The sequence below is a fragment of the Actinokineospora guangxiensis genome, assembly GCF_042657845.1.
GTDB classification, from domain to species: Bacteria; Actinomycetota; Actinomycetes; order Mycobacteriales; family Pseudonocardiaceae; genus Actinokineospora; species Actinokineospora guangxiensis.
Map to the genome: position 1 here is coordinate 234,488 of NZ_JBHSKF010000002.1, position 21,115 is coordinate 255,602.

Sequence of the window (21,115 nt, forward strand, 5' to 3'; positions counted from 1 at the left end):
CGAAACGCTCAGAAACCGAAGTTCTGCGTCCAGTAGACGCCATAGCTGCCACCCTTGCCGATGCCGACGCCGAGGGTGGTGTAGTCGCAGTTGAGGATGTTGGCGCGGTGCCCGGGACTGGTCATCCAGGACTCCATGACCGACTCCGGCGTCCGCTGTCCGGCGGCGATGTTCTCCCCGCCCGGGCTGTCGTAGCCGTGGGCGCGCATGCGGTCGAAGGGGGAACGGCCATCGAGGGAGGTGTGGTCGAAGTAGTCCTGCTCGGCCATGTCGACGCTGTGCGCACGAGCGGCGTCGGCGAGGTCGGCGTTCCAGCGGACGGGACCGCACCCGCTGTCGGCCCGCTCGGTGTTGACCAACGCGAGGACGGCGCTCTCGTTGTCGGCTGGGGGAGTGCCCGCGGGCTTCGGCTTGCTGGTGCGGGACGGCTGCGGCGTGGTCGCGGTAGTCGACTCAGCGGTCGATTCCCCGGCGGACTCCGTGGTCGTCGGCGCTGCGGTGGTCGTGACCTCAGTGGTGGTGACCGTGGTCGTCGCAGGCACGGTGGCAGACCCGACAGTCGACGTCACCCCAAAGGACACCGACACCTCAGGCACCCACGAGCCACCCCCCGACGACTCCACCACCGGCTCAGACCCCCCACCCGCCAGCACTCCGACGGTAGCGGCGACCCCAGCCACAACCACCCCAACCCCAACGACCACCAGACGACGCGAGCGATACGACACCGACGTTCCTCTCATCCCTGAACAGATTCGCCCCCATGACCCGCCCGCTCCCGCGACCATTACGCTCTGCGCCACAGATCACAGGAAGATCCTCCGAAGGTGGCCCATGCCCGCGTCCGCCCCTGACTCCACCGCGGGCACGTCGTATCCCAACCAAGCCACCCCAGCCGACCCCACTCGCTCGAAGATCCCCACCTCCCAGCCTCCCCACCCCGCCCCCGACCACACGATGGAAGCGCCCACCACCCCATCCCACCCCCGAACGCCACCCCTGCCACACCACGACCGCCGAGCACCTCGGAAACCCCGTCAAACCCCCCAACCCACCACCGACAAAGCCCACACCGCCGCGCCCCGTTCCGCCGAACCGGGTTCCGGTGGACTTCATCCCGCCCCGTCACTGTCACGCCGCCGGCGCGCTCCTCGGTGGCAGTCCGCCGCCGCGCCGCGGGTGCGGAGGACCTGCCCACCCGTCCCGCGATCGTGGCCCGTGGCGACGACTGTCCCTGTCGGGTTGTCCGGCTTCGCCCTGCGGCCCGCTGAGCCGTCTGCCTTCTCCTTGCGGCCCGTCGACCGGTCCAGCTTCGCCCCGTGGCCTGTCAGGCCGTCCGGCTCCGCCATTCAGCCCGCCGGGGCTTCCGGCTTCGCCCTGCGGCTCGCCGGGCCGTCCAGCCTCGCCCCGCAGTTCACCGGGTCCGCACCGCACAGGCCATCGTCATGACCGCATCCGAGGCCGACCTCGTCACCGCCGCGAAGGCAGGCGACCGCGACGCGTTCACCGACCTCTACCACCGCCACAGCCCGGCCATCACCGCCTACCTGACCCGCACCGTCGGCGACCCACATCTCGCCGAGGACCTCACCCAGGACACCTTCGTAACGGCCCTGCGCCGCCTGCGCACCCTGCGCAGCCCCGACCGTTTCCGCCCCTGGCTGTTCACCATCGCCCACCGCGCCGCCCTCGACCACCGCGCAGGCCCCATCCCCCTCGGTGACCTCCCCGAACCACCCACCCCACCCGAGCCGACGCACGAGGCGGCCACCGCCCGCGAGTCCGCCCGCCTGGTGTGGTCGGCCGCCGCCGCCCTGGAGCCCCGCCAGCGCGCCATCCTGGACCTGATCCTCCGCGGCAACCTGTCCACCACCGAACTCGCCGAGGCCCTGGACGTCCGACCAGCCCACGCCGCCGTCCTCGCCCACCGCGCCCGCACAGCCCTCGGCAAGTCCGTCCGCCTACTCCTCCTCACCCGCAGCCCCCGCCGCTGCCCCCGCCTCGCCGAACTCGTCCCCGGCCGCCCCGCAGCCCTCACGAGATCCCAACGCACCACCGTCGACCGCCACGTCCGCCGCTGCCCCCACTGCCGCACCCTGACCACGACCATCACCACCCCCCTGACCATCCTCGGCACCCTCCTGGCCCTCCGCGACGGCATCTCCACCCCCGCATCGGTCCCCACCTCCGCGTTCACTCCCACCTCCGCGTTCACTTCCACCTCCGCGTCCCCTCACACCGCCGCGTCCGCCCCCACGCCCGGCCTGGCACCCGCCGCCGCGACGGGCCACGCCGCCAAGCTCGCCGTAGCCGCATCGGTGGCCGCGGCCGTCGCGGTACTCGTCCTGTTGCCCGCCGATGAAACATCCGTGGCCACCCCCAGCCGCACCCCCGGGGACACCGCCCCCGCAGGTCCCACTCCGCCCACCGCCACCCCGCTGGATCTCCCGCCGCCAGATCTCACCCCACCCGGCCGTCCGTCGCCAAGCTCCTCGCCAGGTCCCACCCCGCCCGGCCGACCATCGCCAGATTCCCCACCACCCGGCAGCGCCCCACCCCAAGGTGCAGGCCTACCTCCGTCACCAGCCGCCACCCAGGCCCGCTCTCTCCCCGCGCCTGGAGCCGCCACCCACCCAGATCCCACCGAGCCCGACCGCATGATCTCCGCGATCAACGCGTCCCGCTCCGCCCAGGGCTGCTCACCCCTGCACCCATCACGCCCTCTCACCGACGCCGCCCAAGCCCACTCCACCGACATGATGCGCCGCGACTACATCGGCGTGGAGTCCCCCGGCGCCCCTTCCCTCACCGACCGCGTCCCCGCAACCAGCCGCTCCGCCATCCGGCACACCTACGTCGCGGCCTCTCGCGAGACAGGAGCCGAGATGGCCGAAGTCCTGGGAACCCGTCCCCTGGACTGCTCACTGACCACGATCGGCGTCGGCCGAGCCGTAGGGGGCACCTGCGGCTACTACTGGGCCGTTATCCTCGGCACCGATTGACTCACTTCGCCGCGCCACTCGGCACACGCCGACTACTGGCCCCGGCATCCGACACCGCGTCGCCACAGCACTCATCCCGTGCTCGTCGTGGTCTCAGTTCGCCATCACCCCCGTCCGCCACGCCCAGGCAGCGATCTCCACCCGGTTTCGAGCGTTCAGTTTGCGCTGCACATTCGCCAGGTGGGTCTTCACGGTCGCCAGGGTGACGTGCAGGTCGGCGGCCACTTCCTCGTTGGTCGCGCCCCGTGCGACCAGGCGCACCACCGCCAGTTCGCGCTCGGTCAACGCTTCCGCGGGACCGTCGTCGGCAGGAGTGCCGTGCTGAAGCGGACCCAGGCGAGACAGCAGCCGGACAGTGATGGCGGGGGATATGAGCGTCGTGCCGGTCGAAGCCGCGCGAACCGCCTCCACCAGCAGGGCGGGGGAGGAATCCTTCAGCAGGAAGCCGCAAGCCCCGTTCCGCAGCGCCTGGTAGACGTACTCGTCCAGGTCGAACGTGGTCGCGATGACGACGTTCAGCGGATCGTGGACACCGGGCCCCGCCAAGAGGCGGGTGGCCTCCAGACCGTCGAGGCGGGGCATGCGGATGTCGAGCAGGCAGACGTCCGGCCGGAGTCGACGCGCCTGGTCGACAGCTTCCTCACCGTCGCCAGCGGTGGCGATCACCTCCATGTCCGGCTGGGCGCCGAGGATCATCGAGAAGGCCGAGCGGATCATCTGCTGGTCGTCGGCGATGAGCAGGCGGATCATGACGCGGGCAGGGTGGCGGTGACCTGCCAGCCTGTGGCTGTCGCGCCTGCCGTCAGGGCGCCGCCGACGGCCCCGACCCGCTCAGTCAGCCCGACCAGGCCGAATCCGGGTGACGGATTGTCCGACGCCGTGCCGTCGTCGCGCACGATGATCTCCACTTCGCCGCCGCGCATCCGCGCGGTGATCTCCACCAATCCGACGCCCTCCGCGTGCCGGAGCACGTTGGTCAGCGACTCCTGCACCACATGGCGGGCGGCATCGAGCGTAGGCGGTGGCAGCGGCCTCCCCGCGAGCCCGTCGTCAATCGTGGCGCTCACCCGCGCGGGCCCAGGGAACCGGTCGGCAGCGCCGGTCAGTACCTCGTCCAGGGTGTGGCGCTGCGGTGTCGGGTCGTCGCCGCGCAGCACGGTGATCATGCTCCGCATCGACGCCAGCGCCTCGGAGCCCGCGTCCTCTATACCCGCGAGCATGCCGTCGAGGTCCTCCGCGGACGGAGGGCTGCCCGCCGCCGTGGTGTACCGGACTGCTTTGGCTTGGGCGACGATGGCAGTCACGTGGTGGGCGACGAAATCGTGCAGGTCACGCGCGTATTCCAGACGCTGGGTCTCCCGAGCCAGCGCGACTGCGGCGGCGCGGCGCTGTTCATGCAATCGCATGTAGAGGCCCAGCATCACCATGAACACCGAGCCGGAGATCAGTCCGATGAAGACGATGTCGAGGTGATCCCTGATGTTGTCCATGCGGAGCGGGATCATGAAGACGGCGACGCCCAGCGCGGGGGCGATCCAGAGTATCCGCCGCAGCGGCTGGTCGGTGACCACCCAGACCATCAGCCACCACAGGGCGGCCAACTCGACCACGCCGAAGGTGTTGTCCAAACGGACGGTGAGCGTCGCGCACACGATGGAGAAGGTGATTGAGGCCAGCACGGCGGGCACGACCAGGCGGCGCAGAAACAGCGCGGTGGTGGTGATCGCGCCGCAGAAGATGACGCCGACCTGGGTGACAGTGGTCTCCGCGGACAGCCCTTCGACCACCAGGAGCAGAGCGGCGCACGCGACCAGGAAGGCGACCGTGATCCGCTGCGTCCATCGCAGTTTCGATGAGGGGGCTGGCATGGGCGTCACGCTATTACTGGTTGGCGGGGGGTGCCTCGTTCTTTCGGCTGATCACGGTCAGGGCCACTCCGCCGTGCGGCTGATTCGCCCGCCACCAAGCCCCGAGCACGATGGCCCGGTGAGCAATCGAGCCATGGCCGAGGCGGACTCCCTCGGAAAAGTGTACGGGACCGGCGAGCACGCCGTCGTCGCGCTCGCCGGGGTGTCGGCGCGCTTCCACGAGGGCGAGTTCACCGCGGTGATGGGGCCGTCCGGGTCGGGCAAGTCGACCTTCATGCACTGCCTGGCGGGCTTGGACACCCCCACATCGGGCGCCGCCCGCATCGGCGGGGTAGACCTCTCCTCCTTGCGCGAGGCGCGGCTGACTCAGCTGCGACGCGAGCGGATCGGCTTCGTCTTCCAGTCGTTCAACCTACTGCCCACTCTCACAGCGGAGGAGAACATCGCGCTCCCGCTTTCGCTGGCGGGCAAACGACCCGATCCGGAGTGGACCGAGCAGATCGTGCGCGCGACCGGCCTGGCCGACCGTCTCTCCCACCGCCCCGCCCAGCTTTCCGGCGGGCAGCAGCAGCGCGTGGCGTGCGCCCGCGCACTCGTCACCCGGCCGGACATCATCGTCGCGGACGAGCCCACGGGAAACCTGGACTCCCGCTCCGGCGCACAGATCCTCGACCTGCTGCGGAGGTGCGCGGCCGAGTGGGGCCAGACAGTCCTCATGGTCACCCACGACCCGATCGCGGCGGGCTACGCCGACCGGGTTCTGTTCCTCGCAGACGGCAGCCTGGTCGATGAGATGGCCGGCCCGACCCCCGACCGCGTGCTGGAACGGATGCGCCGGTTCGACGCCGCCCAGGCGGTGCGCTGATGCTGAAGCTCGCCGTCCGGTCGGTGCTGACCCGCAGATCGCGGTTCCTGCTGCCGCTATTCGCGGTCGCACTGGGCGTGGCGTTCGTCTCCGGTGCGCTGCTGTACGGCATGTCGGTGCGTGCCGTCATCGACAGATCTCAACCTCCGCCCGGTCTGTCGGTCACCGGCGAGGGCCTGACCCCCGAGTTGGTCACGCGGTTGGCCGCGGTACCCGAGGTCGCGGGCGCGGTCCCGAGGTCGACAGGGCGTGCGTTCTTGGTCGGCCCGGATGGCCACGTGGTCGGCCAGCCCGGCTACGCCTCCGCGTCGGACCGTGCGGAGACAGTCGTGCGCGGTCAGCTCCCGGCTGGAGCGGGCGAGGTCGCCATCGATGAGTGGTCCGCCCAGCGCACTGGCTACGAGGTCGGGGGCCAGGTCCAGGTTGTGGTCGCGGGGGAGTCGACTCTTGTGCGGGTCGCGGGGGTGATCACCGCGGCCGATCCAGGGCTCGCGCTCGGCGGGACGCTGGTGGTCTTCGATCCCGCGACCGCGCGCGACCTTTTCGGGATCACGGCCGTCGACGTGACAGCCCGCGGCGCCGAATCCGCGATGGTTGACGCCGTGCAGCCGCTGCTGGGCGACGAACTGCGGGTGGAGTCGGCCGGTTCGAGCGCGGCAGGCGACGGGAAGCTCACCGAGATCCTGCTGGTGTTCGCCGCGGTCGCCGTGTTCGTCGCGGTGTTCCTGGTCGCGAATACGTTCTCCATGCTCACCGCCGCCCGCGCGCGGGAGCAGGCGCTGCTGCGGGCCATCGGCGCCGCGCGCGGGCAGCTGATGCGTGGCGTGTTGGCCGAGGCGGTCGTGGTGGGGCTGGTCGCGACCGTCGCCGGCTACCTGCTCGGAGCACTCGGGGCATGGGTGCTCGGCGGGGTGTTCGCGGTCGGAGACGGTCCTCCGGTGCCGCTTCAGGTGGTGGAGCCGGTGGCAATGCTCGTGGCGGTGCTGGTCGGCGTCGGGGCGACGGTGGTGGCGGCGTACCTTCCCGCACGGCGGGCGGCTGCGGTGCCTCCTGTGGCCGCGCTGCGCTCCGGCCTGCCACCCGAGAGCAAGTCGCTGCGTCGTCGGGCGGTAGTGGGCGGGATCACCGTTGTCGCAGGTCTGGCCGCGTTGGCCGGAGCGGCGGAGACCCAGGACCTGCTGTACATCGGTGCTCCGCTGGTTGTGCTGGGGCTGGTGGGCCTCACTCCGCTGCTCGCGCTCGCCGCGACGGGAATCGTGCGGCGGCCGCTGGTGGCGTTCGCCGGAGTAAGGGGGACGCTGGCGCTGCGCAACATCCGCCGCAACCCCCGGCGCACGGCGTCGACGGCAGGTGCGCTGACGGTCGGTCTGGCCATCTGCGCCGCGGTGACCCTCCCCATCGCTTCCATCGCGGCGAAGGCCGAGCGTGACGCGGACACCGGAGACAGCGCCGACATCCGAGTGAGCGCGATCGACTTCGCCGACCTCAGCCCCGACATCCCCGACCGGATCGCCGCCGTGCCAGGTGCCAGTCAGGTCACGCCGCTCGCACAGACCTGGATCGACCTGGGGCGCGACTATCTGCAAGTGACCGGCGTGAACCCGACGACCATTGGCGACTTCGTCTCGCTGTCGGTCCGCGACGGCTCGCTCGACAACCTCGCGGAGGGGATTGCCGTATCCACCGAGGCAGCCACAAGCCAGGGCTGGGCGCTCGGTACCGGAGTCGCGGGCACCTGGGACGACGGCACCCAGGTGAGCCGCCCGATCGTGGCCATCTACCAGGCTCCCGACACCTTCGACCACGGTGTTCTGGTCGACGCGGCCTCTCTTCCAGCCGACATCGGCCCATCCACCGTGCTGGTCAAGTCGAGCGCGCCCGATACGGGCGCCCTCAAGGCCGAGATCATCTCCGCGCTGGACAACCCCACCGTCATCGTCCAGACAAGGCACGAGCACCGCGAGGCCGAGGGGAGCCGATTCGATGTCTTTCTCGCCATCCTCTACGCCCTCCTGAGCGTCTCCGTCCTCATCGGGGCCCTCGGCGTCGTCAACACGATGACGATGTCCACCATCGAACGCACCCGGGAGATCGGCCTGCTCCGCGCGGTGGGTGCTGACCGTGGCCTGGTGCGCTCGACCTTGCGGTGGGAGTCCGTGCTCACCGCCCTGCTGGGAGCAGTCGCCGGCCTCTTCGCAGGCACCCTCGTCGGGGTGGCGGCGGTGCGCTCCCAAGGCGGTGTTCCGGTGACGATCCCCTGGCTCCAGCTAGCGGTGTTCGTCGCGGCAACCGCCACCATCGGCATCCTCGCCGCCACAATCCCCGCCCGTCGAGCTACCCGCCTCCCCCTCCTGACCGCCCTCCACGCGGACACCGAATGACTGCCACCACTGGACCCCTCGTTCGTTGCTGGACGAGCACGACACGCGGTGCGACACGGCGGAGTCGGCGCGGGCGTGGGCCGAGGCGACGTTCATGGAGTTGGAGGCAGCGGGATGGGTGCCGGGCGGGTGGACTTGGCGAACTCGGTGATGAGCCTGCGGGTGATCCCGGGAGCGATGAGGCCACCGTCCGCGGCGACGGCGCGCACGGCGGCGACGAGGTCGTCGGGCTCGATGTCCTTGAGGACGAAGCCGCTCGCGCCGGCGCGCAGCGCGGAGAACACGTCGTCGTCCAGGTCGAATGTGGTGGCGATGGGGACGGGGATGAGGTCGGCGATGTCGGGGCCCGCGAGGCGCGCGGTGGCGGTGATGCCGTCGGTGGGGGGCATGCGCACGTCCATGAGGACCAGGTCGGGACGGGTGTGGCGGGCGAGGTCGACCGCTCGGGCGCCGTCGGCGGCCTCGGCGACCACCTCGATGTCCTCTTCGGACTCCAGGATGGCGCGGAAGCCGGCCCTGACCACGGCTTGGTCGTCGGCGACCACGACCCGGATCACGAGGCCGTCCCGGTGAGCGGGAAGCTCGCGCGCACCGACCAGCCCGTGCCGCTGGGCCCGGCGGTGAGTTGGCCGCCAGCGCGGTCGACGCGTTCGCGCATGCCCGCCAGGCCGTTGCCGCCACCAGTGGTCGGCGTGGGCTCCGAGGCGGGGGCGTCGTTGCGTACCTCGGTGTCGAGCCGCGCAGGAATGCCTGGACGTGCTGCTGGATCGGGGTGCGCCACTCCGAGCGGGACGCGCAGTGGGTGCCGTCCTGCACGTCGGACCAGTAGGAGATGGTCGATCCCGCGCCGAGGGCCTTGTAGACCTCCGCGCCGCCGAGGGCGGCCACGGTGCCCGACCTGGACGAGAGCCAGTCGCCGTGCGGGTTCTCCATGATCAGCAGGCAGCGCGGGGCGACCATCGCCGCCAGCTGGGTGGGTGTCGACGGGCAGGGCGGCGGGGGTGCCGGTGTAGGCGCTGAACGCCGCTCTCGCTCGCCACCCAGCGGAAGGCGGGGACGCCGCCTGCGCCGGATTCCACCGGCATGGTCAGGGCGACGCGCTGGTCGAGCGCGCCGATGGCGAACGCGCCTTTCCCGTATCTCGAGCAGCCGGTGACGCCGAATGCGTCCGACCGCAGAATCGCGCCGCCGGACTGTTCCACGACGTCGATGATTCGGCTTGCCCCCACGCCCACGCGGCGAGCAATCCGGTGCTGCTGGAACTGCCGCAGGCGGTGTAGAAAGCGCCCTGCTTGTTGTTCCTCGGGGTGCCTTCGCGGCTGACGGCGATCGGACGGCGCAGAACAGTCCTGTCCCGCTGGGCAGCTCGACGCGCGCGGAGAAGGCGGCCGTTGTGGTTCACGTTGACGCTGATCGAGCTGCTGGTGATCCGGTTGCCGTCGAGCTTGCGGAACGGGACCGGCAGGCGGGTGGTCGACGGGAACGAGCCGGGCAGCGTCACCGCGCAGCCCGCGCTGTCGTCCTCGACGGCGGCGGCCGCGGCGCGCACCGGAGGGAGTCCGCCACGGCGAGCGCGCCCGCGACCGCCAAGGCGGCGACGGTGAACGCTATACCGCGGCCTTCGAGCGCTTTCGGGCTTCGGCTACCACGCCTCCTCGAATCAATAGACGACTCGACGTAGCCGCGGGCGATCTCGGGAGTCGATACTGTAAAGTCTCGAAAATCCGAAACAATTCCGGCGCGCAATTGTTTCAGAGAACCGGTCGGGCTTCCGACGGCAGCACGGGCCCGCCCACCCCGTGCAGCACGTGCGCCAGGACCTCCGCGCCGCGCACCACCCTCGGGCCGGGCCGGTTGAAGTAGGCCGGGCCGTCCAGTGCCCACACCCGACCCGCGCGCACCGCGGGCAGCTCCGCCCAGCCCGGCAGCCCGGTCAGCACCGGCAGCTCCGCCAGCGTGCGCTCCTGGGTCAGGCCGCACGGCATCAGCAGCACCACCTCCGGCTCCTCGGCGACGACGCGCTCCCACGGCACCGGCGAGGTGTGCTCGCCCGCGGCGGCCAGCAGGCCCCGCCCGCCCGCCGCGGCGATCTGCTCGGGCACCCAGTGCCCGGCGGGCCACACCGGGTCCAGCCACTCGATGGCCGCCACCCGCGGGCGCGGCCTGCCCGCGACCGCGTCGGCCACCGCCGCGAGCCGCTCGCGCAGCGACGCCACCCGCTCGGCGGCGTCGGGGACGTCCAGCAGGCCGCCGACGTGGCGCACGCAGTCGAGCACCTCGTCGAGCGTGCGCGGCTCCAGGCTCACCACGCGGGTGTCCGCGTCGAGCACGCGCACGGCGTCGGCGACGCGGCGGTAGGAGACCGCGCACACGTCGCAGAGGTCCTGGGTGAGCACCAGGTCGGGGGCCAGTGCGGCGAGCCGGTCGGCGTCGAGGGAGTAGAGCGCCGAGCCCGCGTGCCCGCCGACGGCCGAGGAGATCTCCCGGCTGCTGAGCCGCTCCGGGTCGATGGAGGTCGCCGTCACCACCGGAACCCCGGCGACCTCGGCGGGCCAGTCGCACTCGTGGGTGCGCCCGACCAGCTGGTCGGCGCGCCCGAGCTCGGCGACGATGTCGGTGGCTGCGGGCAGCAGTGAGACGATCCGCATCCCTGGAGCGTAGGAGGCCGAGGGCCAGGCCGGGCCCATGGCATGTGCGCGCGAGGTGTGACTACGGCGTTCACCTCACGCGCGGGTCAGCCGGACTGGCGGACGACGAGCTCCGTCGGCAGGATCACCGTCGCCCCCTCCTCACCGCCGATCTGGGACGTCAGGGAGCCGCACCATGACCTCGCTGATGCGGTCCCACGGCTGGCGGGTGGTGGTCAGCCGCGGCTGTAGTCGCCGATGGTCACCAGGGACTCGTCCGCGGCTCGTCGTCGGTGCCCGTGGTGACCAGGATCAGCGGGAGGAACGCCACCGACCCGGCGCGCTGGGTGACCAGGCTGCGCGCGGCCCGGTTCACGACGTGGCCCAGCTTCTGATGGCGGCGTTGACCGACTCCAGCGCCGGGCTGACGTTGTGCCCGCCCTGCAGCACGCGCGAGACGGTGCCGCGGGAGACTCCGGCGTGCGCGGCGACGTCGTGGATGGTCGGCGGCCGCTTGGCGCGGCGTCTGCCGGAAGGCCCAGAGGACCCGGGGGATACGGACTCAGTCATCGCGTCCCAGCTGTCGGCTCATCCAGGTCCTCACGACTTCACGGACGCGCCGCGCTGACATCCGGCCTGTCAAAACTTGACTGATTCCAGATTGTTCGCCAGACTCGCGGCCGTGCCCCTCACCTCGGACTTCGAGCGCATGCTGCGCGGCGCGGACCTGCGCGTGACGCGGCCGCGCCTGGCCGTGCTGTCCGCGGTGCACGCCCACCCGCACGCCGACACCGATTCCATCATCGGCCTCGTGCGCGGTGACCACGGTGAGGTCTCCCACCAGGCCGTCTACGACGTGTTGAAGGCGCTGACCAGCGCGGGCCTGCTGCGCAAGATCCAGCCGCAGGGCTCGGTGGCCCGCTACGAGACGCGCGTGGGGGACAACCACCACCACGTCGTCTGCCGCTCCTGCGGGGTGATCGCCGACGTCGACTGCTCCGTCGGCGGCGCGCCCTGCCTCACCGCCGCCCAAGACCACGGTTTCACGATCGACGAAGCCGAAGTCGTCTATTGGGGCTGGTGCCCGGAATGCTCCACGGCACCCAGTTCCTGATCGCTCCCACCCATTGTGAAGTTGGAAGGAAGTCCGTGTCTGCTACCCCAGACGCCCAGCCCGACGCCGTAGTCGGCGAGATGAACGATGAGTCGGCGGTCGCCGGCTGCCCCGTCACGTCGGGGCGACGCAAGTACCCCGTCGAGGGTGGCAGCAACCGCGACTGGTGGCCCAACCAGCTCAACCTGAAGATCCTGCGCAAGCACCCGGTCGTCGCCAACCCGATGGGCGCGGACTTCGACTACGCCGCCGAGTTCCAGACCCTGGACCTCGACGCGCTGCGCCGCGACGTCACCGCGGTGCTGACCACCTCGCAGGACTGGTGGCCCGCTGACTACGGCCACTACGGCCCGCTGATGATCCGCATGGCCTGGCACAGCGCGGGCACCTACCGCACCTACGACGGCCGCGGCGGCGCGGGCGCGGGCATGCAGCGCTTCGCCCCGCTCAACAGCTGGCCGGACAACGCGAACCTGGACAAGGCGCGCAGGCTGCTGTGGCCGGTCAAGAAGAAGTACGGCCGCAAGATCTCCTGGGCCGACCTGATGGTCTTCACCGGCAACGTGGCGCTGGAGTCCATGGGCTTCAAGACCTTCGGCTTCGCCGGTGGCCGCGCCGACGTGTGGGAGCCCGACGAGGACGTCTACTGGGGCCCGGAGACCACCTGGCTCGGCGACGAGCGCTACACCGGCGAGCGCGACCTGGAGAACCCGCTGGCCGCGGTCCAGATGGGCCTGATCTACGTCAACCCGGAGGGCCCCAACGGCTCCGGCGACCCGCTGGCCTCCGCGCGCGACATCCGCGACACGTTCTCCCGCATGGCGATGAACGACGAGGAGACCGTCGCGCTGGTGGCGGGCGGCCACACCTTCGGCAAGACGCACGGCGCGGGCGACGCCGACGCCAACGTCGGCGCCGAGCCTGAGGGCGCGCCGCTGGAGGAGCAGGGCCTGGGCTGGAAGAACGCCTTCGGCTCCGGCAAGGCCGAGGACACCATCACCAGTGGCCTGGAGGGCGCCTGGACGCCCACTCCGGCGGCCTGGGACCACAGCTTCTTCGAGACGCTGTTCGCCTACGAGTGGGAGCTGGTGTACAGCCCCGCCGGCGCCAAGCAGTGGAAGCCCAAGGACGGCGGCGGCGCGGGCACCGTGCCGGACGCGCACCTGGCCGACGTCTCCCACCAGCCGACCATGACCACCGCGGACATGGCTCTGCGCGTCGACCCGGTCTACGAGCAGATCTCCCGGCGCTTCCTGGCCAACCCGGCCGAGTTCGCCGACGCGTTCGCCCGCGCCTGGTTCAAGCTCACCCACCGCGACATGGGCCCGATCGAGCGCTACCTCGGCGCCGAGGTGCCCAGCGAGACGCTGATCTGGCAGGACCCGATCCCGGCCGTGGACCACGAGCTGGTCGACGCCGACGACGTGGCCGCCCTCAAGGCCAAGGTGCTGGACTCCGGTCTCTCCGTGGCGCAGCTGGTCTCCACGGCGTGGGCGTCGGCCTCGACGTTCCGCTCCAGCGACAAGCGCGGCGGCGCGAACGGCGCGCGCGTGCGCCTGGAGCCCCAGCGCGGCTGGGAGGTCAACGAGCCCGACGAGCTGGCGCAGGTGCTGCGCGTCCTGGAGGGCGTGCAGGCGGAGTTCAACGCCGCGCAGACCGGCGGCAAGCGGATCTCGCTGGCCGACCTGATCGTGCTGGCAGGCGCGGCGGGCGTGGAGAAGGCCGCCGAGGCCGCGGGTCACCCGGTCGCGGTGCCGTTCCGGCCCGGCCGCGGCGACGCGCTGGCCGAGCAGACCGACGTCGAGTCCTTCGCCGTGCTGGAGCCCACCGCCGACGGCTTCCGCAACTACCTCGGCAAGGGCCACCGCCTGCCCGCCGAGTACCTGCTGGTCGACAAGGCCAACCTGCTCGACCTCAGCGCCCCGGAGCTGACCGTGCTGGTCGGCGGCCTGCGGGTGCTGGGCGCCAACCACAAGGGCTCGGCGCACGGCGTCTTCACCGCCAACCCCGGCACGCTGACCAACGACTTCTTCGCCAACCTGCTCGACCTCGACGTCGAGTGGAAGCCCGCCAACGGCGACGGCCAGGTGTTCGAGGGCGTCGACCGGGCCAGCGGCGCCGTCAAGTGGACCGGCACCCGCGTCGACCTGGTGTTCGGCTCGAACTCCGAGCTGCGCGCGGTCGCCGAGGTCTACGCCAGCGACGACTCGCGGGAGAAGTTCGTCCGCGACTTCGTGGCCGCGTGGGACAAGGTCATGAACCTCGACCGGTTCTGATCCACACCCGCTGAGGAAGGGCGCTCGGGCTTCGGCCCGGGCGCCCTTCGGCGTTCCCGGGTGGCATACTGGTTGAGAAACAGGTGCCTGAAACTTAGGAGGTCGGTGTGCGGGTGTTGGTGATCGGCGCCGGGATCGGCGGGCTCGTGCTCGCCCACGCGCTGCGCGGGAAGGGGCTGGAGGCGGTGGTGTTCGACCGCGACCCGGCCGCCGAGGTGACCGGCGGCTACCGGCTTCGCCTGGACCAGCGGGCCTGCGCGGTGCTGCGCACCTGCCTGGCGCCGCGGCGGTACGAGGCGCTGATGGCCAGTTCGGCGGGCGCGTACCGGCGCTTCCACGTCACCGACCACCGGATGCGGCTGCTGTTCGCCGACGAGGGCGCCCCCGGCGCGGAGGAACTGCTGATCGGCCGCATCCCGCTGCGCACCCAGCTCGCGGACTGGCTGGGGGAGGACGTCCGCTTCGGCGCGGAGTACATCGGGCACGAGGTGGTGGGCGGACGCGTGCTGGCCCGCTTCGCCGACGGCGCCACCGCCACCGGGGACGTGCTGGTCGGCGCGGACGGCGTCGGCTCGCGGGTCGCCGCCGCCCTGGCCGGGCGGCCCACGTCCAGGCCCGCCGGGGTCAGCGGGATCGCCGCGCGCGCCCCGCTCACCGACCGCGTCCGCGCCCTGCTGCCCGCGCTGCTGTCCGAGGGCCCAGCGCTGGCGTTCGGTCCCGCCGGGGTGGGCCTGTTCCTGTCCGTGCACGACCCGGACGCCCGCCCGTTGATCGCCGACGCCCGCTCGGCCGAGCCCGCCGCGCTGGTGTGGGGCCTGCTCGCCCCCGACCGCGCCTACCCCGGCGGCGCACGCCACCTCGACCCCGCCGCGCTGGTCCGCCTCGCCGCGACCACCCTCACCGGCTGGCACCCGGCGGTGCGCGCGCTGGTCGAGGCCGCCGACCCCGCCACCGCCGCGTTCTTCGGCTTCCACGCCGCCGACCCGCGCGCCGACCTCACCCCGTGGCCCGCCGGCCCGGTCACCGCGCTCGGCGACGCCGTGCACGCCATGCCGCCCACCGGCGGCCAGGCCGCCGTCACCGCCATCCGCGACGCCGACGTCCTGGCGGGCGAACTCGCCGCCGCGGCGGCGGGGGAGTCGACCATCCCGATCGCGGTGCACCGCTACCACCTGCGCCTGGCCACCTACGCGCCCGCCGCGCTGCGCGAATCCTTGCAGCCGCTCGGGTGGGTGCACCGCATGTCCGGCCCGCTCGGGACCGCGGTGGCCAGGGCCGCGCTTCCCGCGCTCGCCACCGCCGCGCGCGTCGGCCGTGTGGTCACCGGGGTGCGCGGTGCCTGACGCCGAGCCGGACCTGCCGCTGTGGGAGCTGGTGCAGACCTACTTCGTGGTGGCCAGGGGGTTCGCCGAGGTCTTCGCCGCCGAACGGCTCACCCCCACCCAGTTCGGCGTGCTCGCCACCCTCGCCGACGGTGAGGACCTCAGCCAGTCCGAGCTGGCCCGCGTGCTGATGGTCCGCCCGCAGAGCCTCGCCGAGACCGCCGGGCCGCTCATCGACCGCGGCCTGGTCGCACGCGACGGGCCCGGCGGGCGCGGACGCCGGGCCGCGCTGCGCGCCACCGAGGCGGGCCGCGCGGTGCTCGGCCGGGTCCTGCCCGCCGTCGCCGCGTTCAACGCTCCCGAGACCAGCGGCCTGAGCGCCGCCGAGGCCGTGGAGCTGACCCGCCTGCTGCGCGCGGTCCGCGCCGCGCTCGGCCCGGCGTGACAGCTCAGGCCTGGACCTGGGCCTGCCCGGTCGCCCGGCGCGCGGCGGGCAGCGTCCTCGCCCCGAGCGCCGTCTCCAGCTGCTCCCAGCGCGTCACCAGATCCGCCATCATCAGCATCAGGACCTCGGGAAAGGCGTAGAGGAAGCTCTGGTAGCGGTAGTGGTCCAGGTAGAACACCACGACGTCGTCGGTGAGCGCGGTGACGGAGGTGGTGCGGGCGTTGAAGAAGAGGTCGTAGTGGCCCAGCAGGGTGCCGCGGCCGAGGACGGCGCGGTCGTAGATGCCGCCGAAGTCGACCTCGACCTCGCCGCGGGCGACGAGGAACACGCCGTTGGCCGCGGCGTCCTCCCGGCAGATCGGATCGCCCGCGGTGTAGGGGATCTCGTCGAACATGGAGGCGAGGGTCTCCAGTTCGGACTCGGCCAGCGTGGTGAACAGCCGCACGCCGTGCGGGTCGGCGCTCTCGCGCAGGCAGGAGACACGCTCGGTCAGCTCGCGCTCGGTGATGTGGGTCATCCGCATGCGCACGAAGCGCAGCATCCGGTCGGTGGTGCGGTTCTGGCGGCGGGAGGTGCCCGCGCTCGGCGGGGTGTAGAGGCTCGCGTCGCCGCTGATGCGGGCCGCCTCGCGCCTGCCGGACTCGTACGCGCTGTGCACGCACGCCCAGTGGTAGGGGTTGGTGCCCTCGCCCGCGAAGAACAGCCGTTCGCCCACCGGTTCGGCGAGCGCGGCGATGTCCCTGGCCGAGGAGTCGACGCCGATGCACGTGTAGGCGCCCCTGGCGAAGGGGTCGCTGGACCACGCGGTGCGGGAGATCTGCTCGGGGGCGGGCGCGTCCGCGCCGAAGATGTCGCCGACGACGGTCGTGGCGTACTCGGTGACCTCCTCCTCCGACCACGTCTCCAGCTCGCGGCCGAGCGACGCGCCGAGCAGCATCACCAGGATCGGCTTGCCGTGGGACTTCCACATGCTGATGACGACGGTGGGGTAGCGGTCGGTGTCGCGGCACAGGTAGCCGAAGACGTACTGCTCCCGCGGCCAGAACGGCTCGTCGTAGTGCAGCGCTATCTTGTTGAGCGTCCCGAATCCCAGCCGCTCGACGGCCGAGCGCTTCGCCTCCGGCAGCGGCGGCTCGAAGGCGACCGAGCCCGCCTTGAGCACGCCGATCGGCAGGGTCACGAGCACCTTCCCCGCCTCGAAGACGCCGCGGTCGGTCTCGACCCGCGCGGGCGAGGTGCTGGTGTCGACCCGGGTGACCACGTGGCCCAGCCGGACGTCGACGCCCGCGGCGAGCGCGTCCACCACGGACTGGTAGCCCTGGTGCAGGATGCTGTCGCCGTGGCCGTAGACGAGGTAGCCGTCTTCCCAGTGCTTCAGGGAGAGCTTGTCGATGTCCTCGGCGACGTCCTCGCGCAGGATCACGTTGAGGTGGTAGCGCACGGCCTGTTCGTCCTCGGCCGGAAGTGAGCGGGCGTCGAGGATCTGGGCGAGGGCGTGGCCGAGCGCCATGTCCGGCAGGCGCTCCCGGCGCGCGGTCTCGGCGCGGTGCTCCAACTCCTGCAGGATGTCGTCGACCAGCTCCAGGGTGCGGGTCTTGCGGCGGTGGTTGGCCGGGCGGCTGTCGGCGCCGAAGAGGTCCAGGCTGTCGAAACCGCCGGTGTAGGCGCTGTCGCCGCCGACGTAGCTGTAGGGGATGCCGAGGTCGTCCACCAGCTCGGTGAGCGGATTGCCGTCCGTGCCGTGGATCCAGTGCGCCCCGAGGTCGACGCCGTGCTCATCGGTCCAGATCCGGCCGCCGACGCGCTCGCGCGCCTCCAGCACGGTGACCCGGTGGCCGAGGTCGTGCAGCGCGCGCGCCGCTGTCAGTCCGGCAATCCCCGCACCCACTATGAGAACGCCGTCAGCGGCGGTGTGTCTCGGCATGGCGTTGATTGTCGAGCAGCACGCGAGGGCCCGGACAGTCCCGAATCGTGTGGTCGCGGTTGCCGGAACGTGGTCGCCGGGCGGCGAACGGGTGATCTACCGGCACCAAGACTCGACAGTGGCGGAGAAGTCGGGGAACCCGGCCCGCGCCGCCTCCACCACCGCGTCGGCCGAGCGCGGGGGAATGCCGGAGTGCTCCTCGGCGACCGCGCGCAGCCCGGCGTGCGGAACCCCCAGGGAAGTCCCGAACGCGACCGCCTCCATCGGCCCCACACCGTCGGCCAGCAGCCACAGGTACTCGCCCAGACTGGCCGCCACGACCCCGGTCTCGCCCTCGGAGCCGAAGAACACCACCGGCTGCTCGGCCAGCGGCCTGCCCGGCCGCACCAGCCAGATCGCCGCCAGACCACCGGTCCCGTCCTGACCGAACACCCGGAACGCGGCGCCGTCCAGCCCGTCGTTGCCGGTCCAGGAGCGCAGCCAGCCCGTGGTGTCCTCGGCGGAGTCGAACTCCTGGTAGGCCTCGTAGTCGATCGAGCCCAGCTCCTCGTCGTCGTAGGGGAAGTCGACGCGGGTGAGCGCGGCCAGTGCGGCGGGGAACGTCCGGTCCTCTGTGATCTCCACGCGGGAACCGTACCGGGGCTGACCGACAGGGCGGGCCGAAGGTGAGGGGGCGTTGGCGCGTCAGCCGTCGGGTGGACTGCCGCCACGCCTGCCTTCGCGCGCGCCTGCTAGTCTTCCAGAATGCAATATATTAGTCGCGTGGACCGGTCGCTGCTCAGCGAGCAGGCGCTCGGCGCCATTCGGCGCGCGATCGTGGCGGGGGAGCTGGCGCCCGGTGAGGCGGTGAAGGACGTGGAGCTGGCGGCTCGCATGGGGCTGTCGCGGACGCCGGTCCGGGAGGCGCTGGCCCGGCTGGCCGACGAGGGGCTGATCGAGACCAAGCCGCACAGCTACACCCGCGTCACCCCGCTCGACGCCCGCGCCGTGCGTGACGCGCACGCCGTCGTGCAGGCCATGCACGGACTCGCGACCCGGCTGGCGGTGCCCGTGCTCACCGCAGGCCACCTGGCGGACATGCGCGCGGCCAACACCCGGTTCGCCGCCGCGATCGGCTCCGGCGCGCTGATGGACGCCATCGACCTCGACGACGCCTTCCACGACGTGCTCGTGCGCGCCTGCGGGAACACCGCCGTCGCGGCGACCATCCGCCGGTACACCCCGCTGCTGCACCGGGCCATCCACCTGTACCTCGGGTCGCCGCTGGGGCGCGACTCCGCGCCCATGCACGAGCGGATCATCGCCGCCTGCGCCGACGGCGACGCCGGGCTCGCGGCCGGGCTCGCCGAGCGCAACTGGGCGACCCTGTCGGTCCTGCTGGAGAAGTCCGTCCCGCTGGAGAAGAAGGAGAAGCCATGACCTTCGAGCGCTACCCGCTGCTGCTCGGCCCCTCCCCGGTCCACCCGCTCGACCGGCTCTCCGCGCACCTCGGCGGCGCGCGGCTGTGGGCCAAGCGGGAGGACCTCAACTCCCCGCTCGCCTACGGCGGCAACAAGACCCGCAAGCTGGAGTACCTCGTCGCCGACGCGCTCGCCCAGGGCTGCGACACCCTCGTCTCCATCGGCGGGGTGCAGTCCAACCACACCAGGCAGGTCGCTGCCGCGGCCGTGCGCGCCGGGCTCAAGTGCGTGCTGGTGCAGGAGAAGTGGGTCGACTGGGAGGACCCCGGCTACGACAGGGTCGGCAACATCCAGCTGAGCAGGCTCATGGGCGCCGAGGTCCGCCGCGACCCGTCGGGCTTCGGCATCGAGATCAAGGAGTCCTGGCAGCGCGCCTTGGACGACGTGCGGGCCAGGGGCGGCAAGCCCTACTCCATCCCGGCGGGCGGCTCCGACCACCCGCTGGGCGGCCTCGGCTTCGCCGAGTGGGCCGACGAGCTGGCCCGCCAAGAGCGCGAGCTGGGCGTCTTCTTCGACACCGTGGTCGTCTGCTCGGTCACCGGCAGCACCCAGGCGGGCATGGTCGCCGGGTTCGCCGGGCAGGACCGCGCGCGCCGGGTCATCGGCATCGACGCCTCGGCCAAGCCCGAGGAGACCCGCGCCGCCGTGCTGCGCATCGCGCGCGGGACCGCCGAGCTGCGCGGGACGTCCGTCGAGGACAGCGCCGTCGAGCTGGACGAGCGCTACCACGCGGGGGCCTACGGCATCCCCGACGAGCGGACCACCGCCGCCATGGCGCTCGCCGCCCGCACCGAGGCGATGATCACCGACCCGGTCTACGAGGGCAAGTCCATGGCCGGGCTGATCGACCTGGTGGCGACCGGGGAGATCGACCGCGGCTGCACCGTCCTCTACGCCCACCTGGGCGGGCAGCCCGCGCTCAACGCGTACTCCGGACTGGAGTTCCCGGGGGCATAGGACGCGGCTCGGCGGGGAAGACCAAGGGCAGGACTGTCGAGAGGAGACGCCGTGATCGCGCCCCTGCCCGCCGAGCGCTCCGGCGCGCCACTGCGCGCCGTGGTGACCGGGTCCGACTCCGGGATCGGCAAGGCCGCCGCCGTCGCGCTGGCCAGGGGCGGTGTGGACGTCGGCATCACCTGGAACAGCGACGAGGAGGGCGCGCTGCGCACGAAGGCCGAGGTGGAGGCGGCGGGCGCGCGCGGGGTCGTCGCCCGGCTCGACCTGACCGACCTGCCGGGCGCGGCGAGCGCCATCGACCACCTGGCCGACGAGCTGGGCGGGATCGACGTGCTGGTCAACAACGCTGGGCGGGGCAGCAGCACCCCGGTCATGGAGATGGATTTCGACACTTGGCGCGGCGTGCTCAGCGTCGACCTCGACGGGGCGTTCCTGTGCTCGCAGCGAGCCGCGGCGCGCATGATCGAGGCGGGGGTCGGCGGGCGGATCATCAACGTGACCAGCGTGCACGAGCACGCGCCGAGGGTGGGCGCCGCGCCGTACTGCGCGGCCAAGGCCGGGCTCGGGATGCTCACCAAGGTCATGGCGATGGAGTTGGCCGAGCACGCCATCACGGTCAACTCCGTCGCCCCCGGCGAGATCGCCACCCCGATGAACGACGACGAGGACGCCGACCCGAGGTCCGAGCCGCGTCCGGGGATTCCGCTGGGCAGGCCGGGGCACGCCGACGAGGTGGCGGCCGTCATCGCGTTCCTGGCCACGCCTGCGGCGGGCTACGTCACCGGGGCGTCGTTCGTCGTGGACGGAGGCATGCTCCTCATGGGCCCTCAGGCCGGCGAACGGCTCCCGGACGACGCCTGGCGCACGCCCTGAG

General features: G+C 72.2%; 20 protein-coding genes and 1 pseudogene. 10 read left to right on the forward strand and 11 right to left on the reverse strand.

The annotated features are described in order from the left end of the window. Nucleotides 1-8: 8 nt before the first annotated feature. The gene (locus tag ACFPM7_RS04940) at nucleotides 9-542 is read right to left on the reverse strand and encodes a CAP domain-containing protein (RefSeq protein WP_378244278.1); all 534 of its coding nucleotides are present in this window, start codon (nucleotides 540-542) and stop codon (nucleotides 9-11) included. Nucleotides 543-1,445: 903 nt separating this feature from the next. On the opposite strand from ACFPM7_RS04940, the gene ACFPM7_RS04945 reads away from it, so the two are divergent. Next, nucleotides 1,446-3,002, forward strand: coding sequence for a sigma-70 family RNA polymerase sigma factor (locus ACFPM7_RS04945; RefSeq protein WP_378244280.1), 1,557 nt, complete (start codon nucleotides 1,446-1,448; stop codon nucleotides 3,000-3,002). Nucleotides 3,003-3,095: 93 nt separating this feature from the next. Here ACFPM7_RS04945 and ACFPM7_RS04950 read toward each other — a convergent pair whose 3' ends face one another. Beyond that, a complete protein-coding gene (locus ACFPM7_RS04950) occupies nucleotides 3,096-3,752 on the reverse strand; it encodes a response regulator (RefSeq protein ID WP_378244282.1) in 657 nt (218 codons plus the stop codon). After that, nucleotides 3,749-4,870, reverse strand: a complete 1,122-nt coding sequence (locus tag ACFPM7_RS04955) for a sensor histidine kinase (protein ID WP_378244284.1) — start codon at nucleotides 4,868-4,870, stop codon at nucleotides 3,749-3,751. The genes ACFPM7_RS04950 and ACFPM7_RS04955 overlap by 4 nt, the downstream gene beginning before the upstream one ends. A gap of 133 nt (nucleotides 4,871-5,003) precedes the next feature. On the opposite strand from ACFPM7_RS04955, the gene ACFPM7_RS04960 reads away from it, so the two are divergent. Both ACFPM7_RS04960 and ACFPM7_RS04965 read left to right on the forward strand, forming a co-directional pair. Next, nucleotides 5,004-5,735 (forward strand): ABC transporter ATP-binding protein, encoded by a 732-nt coding sequence (locus ACFPM7_RS04960; protein WP_378245015.1) that lies wholly within the window; start codon nucleotides 5,004-5,006, stop codon nucleotides 5,733-5,735. After that, nucleotides 5,735-8,116, forward strand: a complete 2,382-nt coding sequence (locus ACFPM7_RS04965) for an ABC transporter permease (protein WP_378244286.1) — start codon at nucleotides 5,735-5,737, stop codon at nucleotides 8,114-8,116. The genes ACFPM7_RS04960 and ACFPM7_RS04965 overlap by 1 nt, the downstream gene beginning before the upstream one ends. A gap of 92 nt (nucleotides 8,117-8,208) precedes the next feature. Here the strand turns inward: ACFPM7_RS04965 and ACFPM7_RS04970 are convergent, their stop codons facing one another. The 6 genes and pseudogenes from ACFPM7_RS04970 to ACFPM7_RS04995 all read right to left on the reverse strand — a co-directional run bounded on the left by ACFPM7_RS04970 (nucleotide 8,209) and on the right by ACFPM7_RS04995 (nucleotide 11,313). Beyond that, entirely contained in the window at nucleotides 8,209-8,673 is a 465-nt protein-coding gene (locus ACFPM7_RS04970; RefSeq protein ID WP_378244288.1) for a response regulator, read from the reverse strand. Nucleotides 8,674-9,019: 346 nt separating this feature from the next. Further along, nucleotides 9,020-9,076 (reverse strand): annotated as a pseudogene (locus ACFPM7_RS04975) (hypothetical protein); the annotation flags it as partial. After that, nucleotides 9,052-9,318, reverse strand: coding sequence for a glucuronyl esterase domain-containing protein (locus ACFPM7_RS04980; RefSeq protein WP_378244290.1), 267 nt, complete (start codon nucleotides 9,316-9,318; stop codon nucleotides 9,052-9,054). The pseudogene ACFPM7_RS04975 and the gene ACFPM7_RS04980, both read right to left, overlap by 25 nt. Next, nucleotides 9,204-9,665, reverse strand: coding sequence for a hypothetical protein (locus ACFPM7_RS04985; RefSeq protein WP_378245043.1), 462 nt, complete (start codon nucleotides 9,663-9,665; stop codon nucleotides 9,204-9,206). The genes ACFPM7_RS04980 and ACFPM7_RS04985 overlap by 115 nt, the downstream gene beginning before the upstream one ends. A gap of 202 nt (nucleotides 9,666-9,867) precedes the next feature. Then, nucleotides 9,868-10,764 carry a cobalamin-binding protein gene (locus ACFPM7_RS04990; protein ID WP_378244292.1) on the reverse strand — a complete coding sequence of 299 codons (897 nt, stop codon included), beginning with the start codon at nucleotides 10,762-10,764 and terminating at the stop codon, nucleotides 9,868-9,870. A gap of 351 nt (nucleotides 10,765-11,115) precedes the next feature. Continuing rightward, a complete protein-coding gene (locus ACFPM7_RS04995) occupies nucleotides 11,116-11,313 on the reverse strand; it encodes a LacI family DNA-binding transcriptional regulator (protein WP_378244294.1) in 198 nt (65 codons plus the stop codon). A 112-nt stretch (nucleotides 11,314-11,425) separates the two neighbouring features. Here ACFPM7_RS04995 and ACFPM7_RS05000 point away from each other — a divergent pair, with 112 nt between their 5' ends. From ACFPM7_RS05000 to ACFPM7_RS05015, 4 genes are all read left to right on the forward strand, one after another. Continuing rightward, nucleotides 11,426-11,857, forward strand: a complete 432-nt coding sequence (locus ACFPM7_RS05000; protein WP_378244296.1) for a Fur family transcriptional regulator — start codon at nucleotides 11,426-11,428, stop codon at nucleotides 11,855-11,857. 80 nt (nucleotides 11,858-11,937) lie between these two features. Beyond that, nucleotides 11,938-14,133 (forward strand): catalase/peroxidase HPI, encoded by a 2,196-nt coding sequence (gene katG, locus ACFPM7_RS05005; protein ID WP_378245017.1) that lies wholly within the window; start codon nucleotides 11,938-11,940, stop codon nucleotides 14,131-14,133. Between the two features lie 107 nt (nucleotides 14,134-14,240). Next, nucleotides 14,241-15,476, forward strand: a complete 1,236-nt coding sequence (locus ACFPM7_RS05010; protein ID WP_378244298.1) for an FAD-dependent oxidoreductase — start codon at nucleotides 14,241-14,243, stop codon at nucleotides 15,474-15,476. Further along, on the forward strand, nucleotides 15,469-15,900 hold the full coding sequence (locus ACFPM7_RS05015) for a MarR family winged helix-turn-helix transcriptional regulator (protein ID WP_378244300.1): 432 nt from the start codon (nucleotides 15,469-15,471) through the stop codon (nucleotides 15,898-15,900). Before ACFPM7_RS05010 ends, ACFPM7_RS05015 begins: the two co-directional genes overlap by 8 nt. Before the next feature lie 4 nt (nucleotides 15,901-15,904). On the opposite strand, the gene ACFPM7_RS05020 is transcribed toward ACFPM7_RS05015, so the two are convergent. After that, the gene (locus tag ACFPM7_RS05020; RefSeq protein ID WP_378245019.1) at nucleotides 15,905-17,920 is read right to left on the reverse strand and encodes an FAD-dependent oxidoreductase; all 2,016 of its coding nucleotides are present in this window, start codon (nucleotides 17,918-17,920) and stop codon (nucleotides 15,905-15,907) included. Further along, nucleotides 17,921-18,448 carry an SMI1/KNR4 family protein gene (locus ACFPM7_RS05025; RefSeq protein ID WP_378244302.1) on the reverse strand — a complete coding sequence of 176 codons (528 nt, stop codon included), beginning with the start codon at nucleotides 18,446-18,448 and terminating at the stop codon, nucleotides 17,921-17,923. A gap of 138 nt (nucleotides 18,449-18,586) precedes the next feature. Between ACFPM7_RS05025 and ACFPM7_RS05030 the strand changes: the two genes are divergently transcribed. Genes ACFPM7_RS05030 through ACFPM7_RS05040 form a run of 3 tightly spaced genes read left to right on the forward strand, consistent with a single transcriptional unit; the run spans nucleotide 18,587 to nucleotide 21,114 of the window. Further along, nucleotides 18,587-19,243 carry a GntR family transcriptional regulator gene (locus tag ACFPM7_RS05030; protein WP_378244304.1) on the forward strand — a complete coding sequence of 219 codons (657 nt, stop codon included), beginning with the start codon at nucleotides 18,587-18,589 and terminating at the stop codon, nucleotides 19,241-19,243. Continuing rightward, a complete protein-coding gene (locus tag ACFPM7_RS05035; protein ID WP_378244306.1) occupies nucleotides 19,240-20,241 on the forward strand; it encodes a 1-aminocyclopropane-1-carboxylate deaminase in 1,002 nt (333 codons plus the stop codon). The genes ACFPM7_RS05030 and ACFPM7_RS05035 overlap by 4 nt, the downstream gene beginning before the upstream one ends. Before the next feature lie 51 nt (nucleotides 20,242-20,292). Then, on the forward strand, nucleotides 20,293-21,114 hold the full coding sequence (locus tag ACFPM7_RS05040; protein WP_378244308.1) for an SDR family oxidoreductase: 822 nt from the start codon (nucleotides 20,293-20,295) through the stop codon (nucleotides 21,112-21,114). The last annotated feature ends 1 nt before the right edge of the window (nucleotide 21,115 follow it).